Genomic DNA, 15,805 nt, shown 5'->3' with positions numbered 1-15,805 from the left:
CCCTCCCTATTTCAACATGTCGGACAGGAAAGCGAGCGCCAGGCCCTGACCCCAGCCCTGAATCCAGTCTTTTGGAATATTGCGATAGCCATCCCGATCCTTCATTACCGCCGTACCACCAGATACACCAAGCACACGTCCATCTTCACTAATGTTGTTCAGAATGCCTTCCAATGCTTTTTGCACGTATTTGGTATGTAGCGGATTACCGTTATTGATCATGGCTGCTGCAATACCAGCGGAAGCCGACACCTCTTCATACGAATCCTCGTCATCCAGAACTGTCCGCCACAAGCCATTCTCTGTCTGCACGAGCTTCAGAGCTGCCAGTTGATCCCGCAGCGAGCACTCCACGTCCATGCACTGTGGATATAGATACCAGTCCTTCAACTGTGGTTTTACTTGCGACATGGTGTAAGCGCCCCAGGCGTTCGCTCTACCCCAATATAATCCGGACATGTGGTCCTTGTTGACGTTATTGTAGCCATGGTACCAGAAACCGCTGCTCGGATCTTGCAGGTATTTGATATGCCAGTAATATTGATTAAGGGCATCCTGGATCATTTCCTGATCCTTTAATTTGCTTCCCACACGGAGCAGGAAAAATGCCGCCATAAATAAAGTATCCGCCCATGCCTGCTCGGGAAAATCATTGGAAATGGATACGGTATGCTGCAGCACGTTATCTCCAAATCTAAGCGCATGATTTTGAAGATAATCCACCTTGCTCATTACAATATCCCAGTATTTCTGGTTCCCTGTTTCTTCATATAAAGTAATCAGCATATGGCCCATCGCACATGTATTTACGGTCCAGTCTGGCAAGCCCAGCTCGATGTATTCATCCGCCCATTGGACAAGCCCGTCCAAATACTCTTGGTTGCCTGTCGTTTGATAAGCTCTGGATACACCATAATACGCCACACCGCAAGGCCAATCCCACGTCAAATCCATCGCCAGTGTTTTTTTCGTAACGTTATCAATAACGTTTAAAATTTCTTCCCTGTCATATTTCACTTGAAGCATCGGTGATTCCCCTCTCGTAGCGCACATGCCCCCAAATGCGCTTGAGAGCTGTCCGTCCTTGGTTTGAAAACGCTTTACTTATTCCATTGTACGCAGTAAAATAGTGTCAATCTAAGCATATTCGCAACAAAACTGCGCAATTTCAATCATTTATGAATGGGAGTTATCGAATATGCCCAGAAAAAAGCAGCCTATTATTGAGTACCGCCACTATAGCTTGCCAATCCACTTTCCTATTCTGCTGTTAAGCGGTGAACGTTGGAAAATCTCTGATATCAAAAGTGAACATCTTCATTTCCACAACCATCTGGAGATTGGTATTTGTCATTCAGATAGCGGCATTATGGAGATCAAAGGTGAATCGGTACCTTTTAAAGCCGGTGACGTGACCTTTATCCCCAGATATCTTCCTCATACAACGTATAGTTCACCCAATGAAGCCAGCTTATGGTCTTATCTCTTTTTCTCGCCCGAAGACCTCTTTCAACAATCGTTTAAGAGAAGTGCCTACAGTAACTTTGAACCCAATTTGAGGGCAATTAAGGGATTAAACTGCATTTTAAACAGGGAGGAACATCCGAGGATTTATACCCTTGCGACATCTGTGGTAGAGGAATTAAAGCAGAAAAATCCTTTTTATCAGGAAAGTGCCTACGGCTTATTATTATCCCTTTATATCGAACTCCTGCGAATCCATTCCCGGAATGAACCCTTGGCAGACCAAGAAACGCAGCATAATCTAAAAGGTGACCTTGTTATTTCTCCGGTTCTGGAGTATATCACCAAAAACTATATGTCGCCCATTACCATCGATTTTCTCGCTGATCTGTGCCACCTAAGCACCACTCATTTTCGAAGAAAATTTCATGACATTATGGGAACCGCGCCTCTGGATTTCCTGAACAGCACCCGGATTGAAGAAGCCTGCAAACAATTAAAAAGCACGGACGCTTCCATTCTTTCAATCTCCGAACAAGTCGGTTTTCAGTCCATTTCCAGCTTCAATCGCTGCTTCTCCAGACTTATGGGGAAATCACCGAAAGAATGGCGCAAAGGCGCACAGTCCGAAGTGCAATCTGCGAAAGCCTCCATATTGGAGTTTACGGGATGGGTGTAGGATTAAAAGGGAGGAAAGTTGGTAGCACTTCTAAATTTCGATGTCAATCCAGTTTTTCATTCCAAAAAACGCAACCCCAAAAGGTTGCGTTAACGTTCATCCCTTACACATTCTTTCCTGTGTTCTCGCCGGTTAATGCCTTTTCGCATGTTTTACCGCAGATAAATATACATGGCGACAATCGTCGCCGCCATCGTCAAAACCGCTACCCGACTCAACATTCACGAAGTATTAGACACATTTATGGCTACATGGTAAAATAAATCAGAATATCCATTTTAAATCGAGGTATAAAAACATGATCATCTCACATAATCTAGCGGCTTCAAACACGTTAAGAAGATTGCAGGAAAGCTCGAAGGCCGGTTCGAGTCACATGGAGAAATTATCCTCGGGATTTCGGATCAACAAAGCATCGGATGATGCGGCAGGTTTAGCGATTTCCGAAAAGATGCGAGCACAAATCCGAGGGTTGGACCAAGCATCTAGAAACATTCAGGACGGCACCTCCGTCATACAGACCGCGGAGGGGGGCCTCGATGAAATAACCAGCATTTTGCAACGACAAAGAGAACTGATCATTCAAGGTTTAAACGATACAAACACTGATCAGGATCGGCAAATGATTGACCAAGAAATACGGGAGCTTACGAATGAAATCGACAGCATTTCCACAAAAACAGAGTTTAATACAATTAACTTATTAGCTAGAGACGATTACGAAATACTTGCCGATCGGTCCAACAGTAATACCGTCCATACCGTCAGCGATCCGCCTCCAACAACAACAATACATAAGTCCGTGGTGTACAAACCACCGGGGGAACCCGAAGAACCAAGGCATCTGGTAAGCAGTATAGATACATCCGTAACAAGCAATACACTCTCCAATACAAGTACCATTACTCCGATTGTTTTACCAGATTCAAGAGAGGGGTACAACGAATATACGGTCGACACCAACACAACGACTGTAACAGATACAACAACTACGGTCCATGAAAGCCTGATGCTATCTAATGACCCTAAATATTCGGAACCTAGCTATTGGTATTCCGTTGGCATGAACAAAACCAGCTTCGGTCCGGAAAGCTTTGCCGATGTATATGGTTCAATGCTCGAAAACGTAGAAGTCAACGGAAGCACGAGGGCCTTAGAATATACCTCTCGCAGTAACCGAGGAACTGTTCCGGCTTGGGACCATATGTGGTTTCCTGGAACCAATCTGTCCATAACGAGATTCCGAACCATACTGCCCGATAACTCCATGGAAATTAAATATGTCATCAATAATGGTGACCCTTCGGACTCCAGTTTTAAACTGAGCAATGTAATGGATCCCCCGGTTGATTCTGTTATCTATGATGCGAGTGGTAATCCATTGCCTGCTGGAAGTAACGCATTTACTCCCCCGTCAGGAAACACGTTTAATATGAATGGGACCAACGCTAACGCTGCCATCATATTTGATGATTCAATTGGTTTTACATCCCCGACGGAGCTGGTAGTAAATAACCCAGTTGGGGGCCAATCCCAAATTAATTTCGATTGGGATTTTACAATCCCTGGCGGTTCAAGCATAACTTTAGGTTTCTCTTACGGGCCGTTTTCCTTAAACATGGAAGTCTTCGAATTTACTCGTGAAACGGAAATAATCAAGCATATTGATACCACCATTGTTACGGACATTACGGACATCGACTATAGACCGCCCAACCTCGACATCCAAATGGGTGCCAACACAGGTCAATCCTTATATATTCCTCTCTTTAATGTAAAGGCTGAGGGATTGGGACTCACCAATATGGGACTATTGCCGCCAGCAGATCCTAACCAAGCCTTGGTCCAAACAGACCGAGCTCTAGGTAAGGTAACTAATTACCGGAGCATATATGGTGCACTCCAGAACCGCATGGAACATGCGCTGAATAACACAAACAATTCCAGCACCAATTTAACCTCGGCTGAGTCGCGTATCCGCGATGCCGATATGAACAAAGAATTGTTGGGTGTGACCAAATCTAATATTTTAATTCAAGCAGCTCACGCTATGCTGGCCCAAGCCAATCAGAATCCTCAAACCGTGCTGCAGTTATTAAAATAAAAGAACACAACCTACGCACAAATCCCCTTCCACATATTTGGAAGGGGATTTCGTCTATTCTATATGTTCCAGTATCTTTCAGCTGTTTTCCAAAACTTCATTGAAAAGTTGTCCAGCACCATCGACATCAATGATTTTAAGACGACTCGTGTTTTTAATAAAAATAGTCTTGTATTTCTCTTTACCGTACTGGTTTGCAAGAAGAAGAATACGTTCATTTTCGTTATCGCTTACGGTTCGAAAGGTATACTCCTTCGGATTAATAGTCCGAACAATCATGTCATATTCGGGAAGTGAAGACCACTCACCGCGATTAGGGCTTTCCTCCGCTGGTTCGTTGTCTTTCTGCACCGTCTCGGTCGGTGCGGATTGCTCATTACTGCCTGTATCGTTGTCGGGATTGGCTTCGTTCGAATTGCAGGCCGTCAGCATCATTACGGCCTTTTGTTCATCGAAGTCATCTCCTGTTGCGATAGTCCTTTTTATGGTAAGATCCCTGATCGTTGTCCTGCATTGAACGTGGTTTAATCTAAAAGTGTCTCTGAGGCTAGCGTAAACCCTTCAATCACGACATCTTCGTCCACTTCAATCATGATACACCGTCTGCCTTGATAATTCACTTGTTTCACATATCTCAAGTCTTGTGGGCTAACTGATATCGTAGCGACTTTGGTTTCAATCTTAATGGACTTGGACGTAAACTTCGGCATAACACTCGTCGCTTTCATTTCATAATTCTTGTTGTCGACGATGGTTTCAAATGCGCGTTCCACTTTCTCCGACGTCAGGTCCTCTACACCGCTTGCTGTCAGCACTCGTTCCAGATCTTTATAATCGAGCTTCGGAGGTTCTTCCTCATGTGACTCTTCGTTAATTTCGATGACCCGGTTGATCTCCTCGTACACATGTGCAATTGTGGCTGAGTCGAGCTGTTCACCGGCCACTTCCTTCACGATATCTTCGAAGATCGCTCGTTCTTCCAGTGCTGTCACAGACCTTTCTCCATTCAATACATTTTCGACAAAATGAGGGTCCGGGAAATTCGATTTCCCTGTGCAGTACAGAACACGATTCACATCGGAGTAGTTGTCCGTTACGCTCGGGTACAGGAAACCCTGCTCCGGGGTGCTTAATTTGACAACCGGATCTACAATGACATTGTATTTAAATTCTCTCTCCACGTAATCAAACAAGAGCGTTTTCCGCTGCTTCTCCGTGGAATTCACACTGCACAGAATGAATGGATGTGCGAACACTTCGTTTTTCTCGCTTTCTTCCGCTTCATCGTTCCGAGCCTTGGTTGGCAAGTAATACTGTCCACGAACAAACGTGATCACCATATCCCGTTCATACTTGGCATCCACCAACATTCTTTCCACCAATAGCAACATCAGGTCCTGCCATTCCTCCGGATCTCCTGTTACCAGTGCTTGGTGAAGCATCACCTGAGCCGGCTCCTCCGCTTGCTCCTGGAACTTCAGCTCAAACAATTTCTGATCCAGCTCGCCCGTCAGCAATTTTTTGAAATTGCCCATGTAAAGTTCCTGCTTCTCTCTGTCCACCAGCTCAAACGGATGGCGCTCCCAATGATAGATCTCGTTCGTTTCTTTCGTAATATACACGTTGAGAATATCGTAAATATTCAGTAAATCATGATCCATCTTAAACTGTTTGCGTATATGCGCGACTTCTTTTTTATTCATGATTCGTTAGACAACTCCTCAAGTAAATTGGCCTTACAAGTATAAACGATATAAAAAACCTTCGCTAGAAGGACCTTTATCGTTATATGTCATCTGCAGTAATAAAAAAGAAAGACGCATCAGGAATGATTCCCGTGCGTCTGTTCTCGTTTTAATGCTTATCTTTTCAATTAACTGCTGCTCGGCAACATATCTGCATTCAAAAGTGCTTCACGGCTGGGAGATACTTTGCTCCCTTCACGCAAAATCAGTAACCCCATGAACAAGGACACAACGCCAATAATAATCAGCAATGCCCCCAACTCCTGACTGTAAGCTGTAAGTGCTCCGTCCCTAAAAGCCATTCCACGAATCAGGCGGTTAAGCCAGTTCATTGGTAGTGCCCATGCGAACATTTGGAACGGTTCTGGAAACGCCAGCGGCGTTAGTTGAATTCCCGTAGCTAGAAAGGAAGGATACAATACAAAGCTGGTTCGTAGGTTGACTTTGGATATGTCTTTGGCTGTGTATCCAATCAACATACCCAGAAGTGACAAGGCGAAGGCATAAATAACCAATGGGATGATAAAAAGATAAGGCTCCGCTTCAAAACGCATTCCCCCCACCTGCTTTAACAATCCATAGGATAGGAGCAGCGATAGGGAGCTCAACACAGCGTACGGCACACTCCTAACCCATAGCTGGAAAGGTGACCTTCCGTTTGTAAATAACTTCCCTTCCTGACGAAGCCGAGGTGCAATCGAGCCCGCTGCACTTGTTGTAATCATCAATACTACGATATTCACAAATCCTAGCACCATAAAACCGACATAACTGGAGGTTGGATTAAACAGCATCCGTTGCTGAAGGGATAACGGTGACACGATTCCTTTAGCTGTTTCGGCATCCATCCCTTTCTGGATCAGACGTGTCATGGAAAGGGTCATATTTTCCGTCTGGATGATCTCCTGAATCGCGGTCCGTATTCCGGTTAGCCCCGAGGGCATTGTGTTATCCATCAAGATGCCGATATTCGTCGATTTCCCTTGTTGTTGACGTAAGCCCAATTGATTGGGAAGCATAATGACCGCTACAGCCTGCTCATTGGCAAGCAATGTTTCCGGACTCATTCGGCTCGCATATACGCTTTTGACGCTCATATATTGCGAGGCATTTATTTTGGAGATCAACTGCCGTGAATATTCGCTATGATCCTCATCAATGACCACAACTGGCGATTTGCTAATTTGATTCTGCGAGAACATTAAACCAAAGAATAAGGCTGCAATAAGCGGGCCGATAAAAATCAATCGAACATACTTACTTCCCGATACGTACTTCCATTCGTCAATCAGTGATTTCATCAAGTTTCACCTCTGCTGTCATCCCGGGAAGTAAATCAGCATTCGAATCCATCGATATTCGGACCAGAAACATACTTAGATCGGCTTGCCCCTTTTCCCGTGACATGCGCAAGCTCGCGAATTGTGGGACAGATGAGATGGAAGTAACAACTCCACTCACCTGTGTTGGCTGATCCAAATAGGGAAAATGAACATCTATGGCTTGATTCACTTCAAGCTTTTGAACTTCACTTTCCTGGATGTAGAGGTCCGTATAGTAATTTTTCTTTTGCAGAACCGCCAGCGGCACTCCTGCTTGTACTTGATCTCCCTGCTTTACAGCAACTCGGTCAACCAAACCATCATACGGTGCAAGTACATCCACATCTCCTTCCCCAGCTGACTTCACTTTGAATAACACCTTTCCCTTCTTCACGGAGTCACCTGCAGATGCACCCACCTCTACAATCGCCCCAGGACTATTCTGATAAAATAAAGTCGTTTGCTCTGCCTCAAGCATGCCTTGTTTCCTGCTCTCAGCCTGACTTACAGCATCCTTCCCTTTAACAGCCAGAAGTGAACCTCCAACAATAAACACCATCGCAATTCCGATATACAAACCCGCTTTTATCTTCATTTTTATATCTCTCCCATTCCCAATCCTCGTGTATATAAGTTGAACTAAAAATTATTTACACTGGACACTCCGATGACAGAACAACCTTCCGATCGCTGTTATCCCCAGATTTTTTTGATTCCTTTTATAAATGGTAAATCCAGTGATAAAGGCGAACGCTCCGCTTCTTCAGGTTCTTTCTGTCCTCTCCGTTTCGTGTAAATGTTTAGTTCAATTTATATGGTTAAATTTGCTGCGTATTTTTAGTTCTCATTATCATTTTGGTGACCGCGTTCTCGGCAGCCTCCATGATCACTTCTCCCAAAGTGGGATGAGGGTGAATCGTCATGGCCAGATCTTCTACGGTTGCGCCCATCTCAATTGCAAGTCCGAGCTCCGATATCAGTGTGGACGCCTCCACGCCAACGATTTGCGCACCTATGACAATTCCCGAGGTTGGTTCAGCTACAATTTTTACAAATCCTTCGGTTTCCCTTAATGCCAATGCTCTTCCGTTGATCCCAAAAGAAGATTTTCCGATAACCACCGGAATGGCCTGTGCTTTGGCTTGCGTCTCACTTACTCCAACACTGGATAGCTCCGGATCAGAAAAGACGACAAGCGGGATCACCTTATAATCCACTTTGGAGGTAAGACCCGCAATGGCCTCTGCTGCTACTTTTGCTTCATAGGAGGCCTTGTGAGCGAGTGCCGGACCAGCCGTAATATCTCCAATGGCATAAATGTGCGGAATAACCGTCCTGCACTGTTCATCCGTCTCAATCAGTCCCTTGTTCGTTACGGACACACCTATGCGTTCCAGTCCTAACTGGCCGTCTGTATTGGGTTTCCTGCCGATTGTGACCAATACATATTCCGCTGTAATCTGGTGCTGCTCTTGATTTTTCGAATAATGCAGTGTAATGGAATCAGCCTTCTGCTCCACCTTTTCAGCAATCGCTCCGGTTACGATGTGCATGCCATCCGCCTTCAATTGTTTGACTACAGGGGCTGCAAGTTCCGCCTCAAATCCGGGCAATACTTGTGCTCCTCCCTCCAGAATCGTTACCTTTGTTCCGAATTTGGCATACATCTGTCCAAGTTCCACACCAATATACCCTCCGCCGATCACAACCAGACTACTCGGAACCTCCTGCAGAGACAGTGCCTCTGTGGAAGATAAGATACGACCTCCAACTGGAAATGCTGGCAGCTCAATTGGACGAGATCCTGTTGCCAGTATGAGGTTTTTAAAAGAAATGCTCTGCTCCTGTCCAGCTTGCTGGATCATCGCTGTGTGCTCATCCACCAGACTGGCCTCGCCTTCGAAAATGGTCATATTCGCAGTCTTTAACAAATAGTGGACGCCACCTGCCTGTTTATTCACAACCCCCTGCTTGAAATCCTGTGCAATCTTAAATGTCGCTGCCGCGTCAGCTTGATTGAACTGTCTGAACAAATCATGGCGATGTGATTCCGCAATTAATGCTTTGGATGGTATGCAACCCACATGCGTGCAGACCCCGCCGAGCTGTTTACGTTCGACGATTGCCGTCTTCATCCCCAGTTGCGAAGAACGAAGCGCCGCCACATATCCTCCCGGACCTGATCCAATAACTAACGTATCTACAGATTCAAGCTTACTCATATCCTGATACCTCCCGATTTGAATCCGATTTAAAATATGATGATCGTAATATATTATAACCATCATATTTTAAGACAGTCAACAACCGTATTGGGCCCTTTTGTAAATTAAAAGATATCCAGTCGCCAAATTGACAGGCTTTATTATGATGACTATAATATTTTAAAAAAGCAGAATGATGAAACTATGGAGTGAATGATAATGCCCTATCCCAAAGGCCATAAAATAAAAGTACGAGGTAAAATTGTTGAGAGTGCTGCTCGTGCTTTTCGCACCAACGGCATCCAAGACGTCAGTGTACCGTTCATTATGAAGGGAGCCGGATTAACTCATGGAGGGTTTTATTCACACTTTGACAACAAGGACCAGTTGGTCGCCGAAGCCTGTGAATATGCCATTAGCGATACCATCGCACTTCTTCAGAAAGTCGCGGATCAGGAAGAGCAGAACCCCAAAATCAATACAGTCATCGATTATTATCTCAGTCCCTATCACCGTGATAAAACGGAAATGAGCTGCATTTTCCCTGCCCTTTCCGGCGAAATATCCCGCTCTTCCGAAGAGGTTAGGCAGGTATTCACTCATGAACTGGAGCGGATGGTCACTTTTATCTCCAATCTGGCAGATATGGATGTATCCAAAAGTCGTGCACTGTTTAGTACATTAGTCGGCTCGCTTGTTCTTGCACGCTCTGTTAATGATCCTGAACTAAGCGACAGCTTTCTCGCGGCGGGCAGGCAGCAAGCCAAAGAATTGGTTAGAAGTAATTAAAAAGTAAACGCTCCGGGCCCTTATAAAATGTGTAACTTTGATGCTGTTTAATTTTTGTTATTCAGCAGTAAACACAAAAAACACGCCTATAAATGGCGTGTTTTCTCTTATTTGTTTTCAACTAAATAATGCTTCATACTAGCCACCGTAATGCTCTTTTCGCATTCACTGTACTGGGGAATTATCATGCCAAGACTTTTATGAAAACGAATATTGTTCATCTATTAGCTCCAAGAAAAATATGGTATACTCACAGAGCAATGGAAAGGCTTATATGGGCGGTCGGCTAATCTCCCGGAAGGGAGGTTATGCCTTGTGACAGTATTTGAAGCAATTATGCTAATGCTTACCTTCGGTTTGCTGATTGTAGCGCTGCTGTCCAATAAAGACAAATAGACCGCCCTCTGGCTAAGGGATGCGGTCTATTTGGTCGGTACCCTGCTTGTTAAGCCCACCGCCCTTAAAAGCGGCTATTGCATCAGAGAGTCGTGTTAGCGCACGGCTCTCTTTGCATTATAAGCTGTTTCTGTCCTTATTATAACATGGTGATTGTGGATTTCAATTCACAGATTCGGACGTTCCCTATGCCAAAACTGACGATAAGGCGAAAGCGTCAGCACCTTACATATTTACGCTTGAACCCAGTTCGCCCTTTTTCCACTGCCTTTTGAATATTTTCGGAAGCTTGCAGGAACTTGCTCTTAGGTTTGTCCTTGTCGACTTCAACAGGTCCCACGGCCTTGGCTGTCTCCACGGCCTGGTCGTGCAGCGGTTGATAGGATGTCGCGACGGTGTAAAGGAAGTTGTTCATCGAATATTTCGTTCGTTCGGGAGATTCGTGGATCGTCTGTTCCACCTGTTTAAGCATATCGTTCAGTTTACTTTCGGAGAATTCGCTATCCGGTCGGCTACCGAGTAACCAGCAATAACAGCTCCAGCCTGCAGACATTTTCAATTCATCCCCGCTCGCAATCCACTTGTCCGAAACCGCTTGGGCAATATCTGTCTCTGCCAGCGTGACGGATACGATGAAGTCAGAGATCATGTAAAAATAAGCAGCATCAATCCAACGGTCAAAATCAGCTTCCGTCATCGCTTGGGGATCGGCTATCACACCAGCAAAATACATGGCATCATAGTTTCCCGTAGCGTAAAGCAGCTCAGCCAAAGGCTGATTCTTTTTTATTTTCTTGGCGATTGGTTTCATCGCTCCAGTAGCTACTCCAAAAAGCGGTTCGTGTGCACCATTGGACATATATATTTTCTTTGTTCGTTCTTTCCCTAGCGCTTCTAGCTCATGCATAACCTCTTCCAAATTCATTGTGTAAAACTCTCCTTTTTCATAGGATATATACATTTCTAATTTGTCGTTTAGAGGGAATACAACTGCCAAGATGATCCGTACAACAATTTCATTTTCATTGTATCACAGCCTGTTGTCACGCTATACATCCAGATTCCACTAAATTCACTCCCATTCCAACCTCACCAATGATGCTAACAACTCCTATCTCTCCTACAGTGTCTTAATCACCGATCTGAGAAAGAGCCACTTATCGCGCAATACAATGGCGGAACAGGAAACTACGATAATTTGGGGAGAAAAGATGTATAAAAAATAGAGATGCCTCGCATGTCCATTTCTGGCCCTACGAGGCATCCCTTTTAGCTCAAGATGCTGCTATTCGAAATTAGTTTTCCCAGTATTGCTTGGCAATCTTTTGACCTTGAACGATTTTGGCCCATTGCTCAGCTTCGCTTAGTTCGTTACCGCCATCGCAGGATGCAAAGCCACATTGATGCGAAAGCAACAGACGATCCTTATCAATAATTTTAGATGCTTCATCAAGCAGACGGATTACGCGCTCTTCATCATCAAGTGTATTGGTCTTAGATGACAACAAGCCTAATACGATTTCCGTTTCAGGTCTGTCCTTGAAAACCTCCAGGGCTTCGATAGAACCCGCACGATCATCATCCCACTCCAGGAAGAAACGATCATATTTCAATTGCTTCAGGAACAGGTTAGCGATTTTCGCGTAAGATCCACCGCCCATGTTGCGAGAATCATAGTTGCCGCGGCAATTATGTGTCCACATTTTCAAACCCAGGCTGTGACCGAAGTCAATCACTGTATTGTTAATATCAATAAATTCGGTAGCGAGACCCTGTACTTCCTCTTGATTAATGTGCTCCCCTGTAAACGGAGAGTTCGGGTTGTCGTCTGCAAACAGCTCCCACAAGCAGTCATCCATTTGCAGAATTTTACCGCCTACCGCAGCGAATTCTTCCACAAATTCCTTATATGCTTTCACAAGACCCGCTTTGAGCTCCTGAATATTCTGATAAACAGCGTCCGTACCGCCGATATTATCAGACCAGGAGAGTTCACCAAAAATATGGGATGGGGACGGAACGCAAAGTTTCGTTTGCTGGTCACCCGCCGTGTCTTGCAGTTGTTTGAACAGTTGAATGAAATGATGATTTTTACCGCTCAATTCGCCAGTTATGCGCAGGCCAATATCTTTACGTGTTTCATATTTTGAAGATCCATCGACATCTCGGAAAAAATAGCCATGGTCTGCAATATAACGCTCAACTCCACCAAAGCCCCACACAAAATCCAGATGCCACATCGATTTGGAGAACTCTCCATCTGTAATAATCGACAGGTCATGCTCGATTTCTTTTTTCACCACTTGTTTGATGGCCTCAGTCTCGCATTTTTCATAACCTTCAAAACTCTCATAGAATGGATATTTGATATCATCACGATGTTCAATTTGCGTTTTATATGTCAGCAGCTCATCAGGACGCAACAAACTACCTACGATCTGGAACTTATCAGTCATGTCAAAAACCCCCTCGTTGTATACCATTATCATATCATGCAGAACGAGGTTGGCTGAGATACTTAAATGCCATAACTAGTTATAGTTAAAAGCTATAGCAGAAAAAAATTGAACAATAAAAAAGTAGACTTTTCAACATGCACAGGTTGAAGTCTACTTGATCATCTCTTCTCTTGTTAAGCTAATGTTCAGTAGGACCACCCTCGATAAAGGGTGCCCCGTCATTGATATTTATTAATTCTCACAACGTACTGCGCCTTAATTCATAAAAATACTGCACAGCTGGATGCTTTAACTTTATCTGCTCGGACATATTTAGGATTCGCTTTTTACCAACTCGTCTGTCTATCAAAGCCAGAATATTCAACAAGATATCATGACTCTCTAGACTTTCCTCTATAGAAATTGATAAAAACGTAGTAGCTGCAACAGTAAAATTCGATTTACTTAATACGGCCTGCGCAGAAAGGAGCTCTTTAGCATGCCCTGAGCTTTTTCTGCTTCTTCCTATGACTTGAAGACGATCCTCTGGAACGGTCCCTTTGGTTTCTTTTCTGATGGCTTCAATCTCTTCATGACTTACAGGAATCAGCAAATCCGGGTCATTTTTGATCTCCTGCTCCGTCAGATACCATCTGATCGAGCCAGTTAGATCACTCATATTGAGTACGTTCTTTTTATCTACGGTAATGTAACAATTTCCTGATTTATCAGGTAAATAACGGTAGCTGGTTGCCCGGTATTCGACGGTTCCAACTAACGTGGGACTAAGGAAACTCTCCAGTTGCTGCTTCAATTTACTCCAGGACATATGACCTCCTGTATTCTATTCATTTTCCTCTACCCCATCATGCTCCTTACTTCCAAATTCATCGAGCAATTCGCGTACTCTAGTTGTAGTTTTGGCGTTCATCAAGCTGTTTCTCAGCTCACTTGCCCCGCGGAATCCACGGACGTAGATTTTGAAAAAGCGGGCCAGCGGGCTGAACGCACGCGGTTCAAGCTCTGAATATTGATCATGCAGGTCCAAGTGCAGCCGCAGCAGATGAAGGAACTCCTCTGTGGTATGTTCCCTTGGCTCCTTTTCAAAAGCAAACGGATTCTGGAAAATGCCTCGTCCAATCATAATACCATCAACACCATACTGCTCGGCGAGTTTGAGTCCGGTCGCACGGTCAGGAATGTCTCCATTAATGGTTAGCAGCGTATTCGGTGCAATCTCGTCCCGAAGTTTCTTGATCTCCGGGATCAGCTCCCAGTGCGCATCGACCTTGCTCATTTCCTCTCTTGTACGCAGATGAATGGACAGATTCACAATGTCTTGCTGCAAAATATGAGTCAACCAGTCGCGCCATTCGTCCACCTCGGTGAACCCGAGGCGAGTTTTGACACTGACGGGCAAACCACCGGCTTTGGCCGCCTGAATAATCTCCGCTGCAAGCGCAGGACGGCAGATCAGACCGCTTCCTTTTCCATTCTCCGCCACATTGGCGACAGGACAGCCCATATTAATATCGATGCCTTTGAAACCTTCCTTCGCCATCCCGATGCTCATCTCGCGGAAGAACTCCGGCTTGTCTCCCCAAATATGTGCCACAATCGGCTGTTCATCTTCTGTAAAAGTCAGACGCCCGCGTACACTTTTGTTCCCCTCCGGGTGACAATAACTCTCTGTATTCGCGAACTCCGTAAAAAACACATCCGGTCTGCCCGCTTCACTTACGACATGACGAAACACAACATCCGTCACATCTTCCATCGGCGCCAGTATAAAAAATGGTCGTGGCAAATCACGCCAAAAATTTTCTTTCATATTAGAAACTCCTCTATATATACCAGGACAACCTTTGTCCTCATTAATGTTAAAATCGTAAGCCATACATCTGCAATCGTATCATTTACATTAGCAGATTCGTTGCAATTTACATTTTGATGTCCTTGCTTCTTCTTCACTTATACCATGCAAATGTAACTTCGTTCAAACATCAGTATCTGTTAATCACATCAAGATGAATATATCCTACCCCGAAGAGAAGCGTACCCTTCAATAGACTCGCATAAAAAAGAGGGGCGACGCCCCCCCCTTTGCTAGTTACCTTATGGGTCCGGGTTTCCCCTTTCTCCATTTATTACTCCACCAATTTTACCACGTCTTTAGCTCATTTTCAGCACGAGTTTATTAGTGATTATTTGAAGCATAACTTTATCTTATCGTTTTGGCCCGCCGGTATAGAAATCAGACTGCCTCCATCGTTCTAATGATTCGCTTTGTTCGCTCTTGCCGAACCGGACAAGCTCCTCTACAATAAAAGTTCGGCAGGCTTTTGTACCTGCAAATCGTGACATGGAGGAGGCCTGAAACAAACATGGAAATTTCACTCGATATTATCAAAGACAAAGTCGAATGCTTGCAGGCTTATGACTTCAATGAACTGGAACGGGCGATCGAGGACCGAATCGGAATGAACAAGGCATTGCTGCTTCGAGTGAAGCAGGTTCAGCATCAAGTGACGTTCGACCCGTTTCGCAACAAGATGTTATATAGTGCAGTTGTTCATTTTTCTGCAGAGTGATAGACGAGTTCTTTTACTTCGATATGAAATAGTAGAACTCCCCCCGTCTGGATTATACGGGGGGAGTCTTTTT

15 protein-coding genes are annotated in these 15,805 nt (G+C 44.6%); 5 read left to right on the top strand and 10 right to left on the bottom strand.

The window, feature by feature from the left end:
* Positions 1-6: 6 nt before the first annotated feature.
* Entirely contained in the window at positions 7-1,026 is a 1,020-nt protein-coding gene (locus tag BLS14_RS28890) for a glycoside hydrolase family 88/105 protein (RefSeq protein WP_090955229.1), read from the bottom strand.
* A gap of 172 nt (positions 1,027-1,198) precedes the next feature.
* On the opposite strand from BLS14_RS28890, the gene BLS14_RS28885 reads away from it, so the two are divergent.
* Complete coding sequence (locus BLS14_RS28885) at positions 1,199-2,143, top strand: AraC family transcriptional regulator (RefSeq protein WP_090955227.1); 945 nt, start codon at positions 1,199-1,201, stop codon at positions 2,141-2,143.
* Between the two features lie 298 nt (positions 2,144-2,441).
* A complete protein-coding gene (locus BLS14_RS33510) occupies positions 2,442-4,247 on the top strand; it encodes a flagellin (RefSeq protein WP_063567119.1) in 1,806 nt (601 codons plus the stop codon).
* A 78-nt stretch (positions 4,248-4,325) separates the two neighbouring features.
* Here the strand turns inward: BLS14_RS33510 and BLS14_RS28875 are convergent, their stop codons facing one another.
* The 5 genes from BLS14_RS28875 to lpdA form a co-directional block, all read right to left on the bottom strand.
* Positions 4,326-4,679 carry a hypothetical protein gene (locus BLS14_RS28875; protein ID WP_176854827.1) on the bottom strand — a complete coding sequence of 118 codons (354 nt, stop codon included), beginning with the start codon at positions 4,677-4,679 and terminating at the stop codon, positions 4,326-4,328.
* 92 nt (positions 4,680-4,771) lie between these two features.
* Positions 4,772-5,950, bottom strand: a complete 1,179-nt coding sequence (locus BLS14_RS28870; protein ID WP_090955223.1) for a DUF4317 domain-containing protein — start codon at positions 5,948-5,950, stop codon at positions 4,772-4,774.
* Positions 5,951-6,120: 170 nt separating this feature from the next.
* Entirely contained in the window at positions 6,121-7,293 is a 1,173-nt protein-coding gene (locus BLS14_RS28865; protein WP_090955221.1) for an ABC transporter permease, read from the bottom strand.
* A complete protein-coding gene (locus BLS14_RS28860) occupies positions 7,277-7,909 on the bottom strand; it encodes a biotin/lipoyl-containing protein (RefSeq protein WP_090955220.1) in 633 nt (210 codons plus the stop codon). The genes BLS14_RS28865 and BLS14_RS28860 overlap by 17 nt, the downstream gene beginning before the upstream one ends.
* A 223-nt stretch (positions 7,910-8,132) precedes the next feature.
* Positions 8,133-9,536: a dihydrolipoyl dehydrogenase gene (gene lpdA / locus BLS14_RS28855; protein WP_090955218.1), complete on the bottom strand. Its 1,404-nt coding sequence runs from the start codon at positions 9,534-9,536 to the stop codon at positions 8,133-8,135.
* A gap of 201 nt (positions 9,537-9,737) precedes the next feature.
* Here lpdA and BLS14_RS28850 point away from each other — a divergent pair, with 201 nt between their 5' ends.
* Positions 9,738-10,307 (top strand): TetR/AcrR family transcriptional regulator, encoded by a 570-nt coding sequence (locus BLS14_RS28850; RefSeq protein ID WP_090955216.1) that lies wholly within the window; start codon positions 9,738-9,740, stop codon positions 10,305-10,307.
* 315 nt (positions 10,308-10,622) lie between these two features.
* Positions 10,623-10,703 carry a putative holin-like toxin gene (locus BLS14_RS33625; RefSeq protein WP_370739116.1) on the top strand — a complete coding sequence of 27 codons (81 nt, stop codon included), beginning with the start codon at positions 10,623-10,625 and terminating at the stop codon, positions 10,701-10,703.
* Between the two features lie 217 nt (positions 10,704-10,920).
* On the opposite strand, the gene BLS14_RS28845 is transcribed toward BLS14_RS33625, so the two are convergent.
* The 4 genes from BLS14_RS28845 to BLS14_RS28830 form a co-directional block, all read right to left on the bottom strand.
* The gene (locus tag BLS14_RS28845) at positions 10,921-11,628 is read right to left on the bottom strand and encodes a DNA alkylation repair protein (protein WP_090955213.1); all 708 of its coding nucleotides are present in this window, start codon (positions 11,626-11,628) and stop codon (positions 10,921-10,923) included.
* A gap of 370 nt (positions 11,629-11,998) precedes the next feature.
* Entirely contained in the window at positions 11,999-13,159 is a 1,161-nt protein-coding gene (locus BLS14_RS28840; RefSeq protein ID WP_090955212.1) for a cobalamin-independent methionine synthase II family protein, read from the bottom strand.
* A gap of 241 nt (positions 13,160-13,400) precedes the next feature.
* Positions 13,401-13,970, bottom strand: coding sequence for an SF0329 family protein (locus tag BLS14_RS28835; RefSeq protein WP_090955210.1), 570 nt, complete (start codon positions 13,968-13,970; stop codon positions 13,401-13,403).
* A gap of 15 nt (positions 13,971-13,985) precedes the next feature.
* Complete coding sequence (locus tag BLS14_RS28830; protein WP_090955208.1) at positions 13,986-14,972, bottom strand: tRNA dihydrouridine synthase; 987 nt, start codon at positions 14,970-14,972, stop codon at positions 13,986-13,988.
* 553 nt (positions 14,973-15,525) lie between these two features.
* Here BLS14_RS28830 and BLS14_RS28825 point away from each other — a divergent pair.
* Entirely contained in the window at positions 15,526-15,732 is a 207-nt protein-coding gene (locus BLS14_RS28825) for a DUF2536 family protein (RefSeq protein WP_090811784.1), read from the top strand.
* The last annotated feature ends 73 nt before the right edge of the window (positions 15,733-15,805 follow it).

The organism is Paenibacillus sp. OK060 (assembly GCF_900101205.1).
In the GTDB taxonomy this organism is placed as follows: Bacteria; Bacillota; Bacilli; order Paenibacillales; family Paenibacillaceae; genus Paenibacillus; species Paenibacillus marchantiae.
Note: the sequence above shows the minus strand (reverse complement) of the source record. Positions and strands in the feature narration are given on the sequence as shown.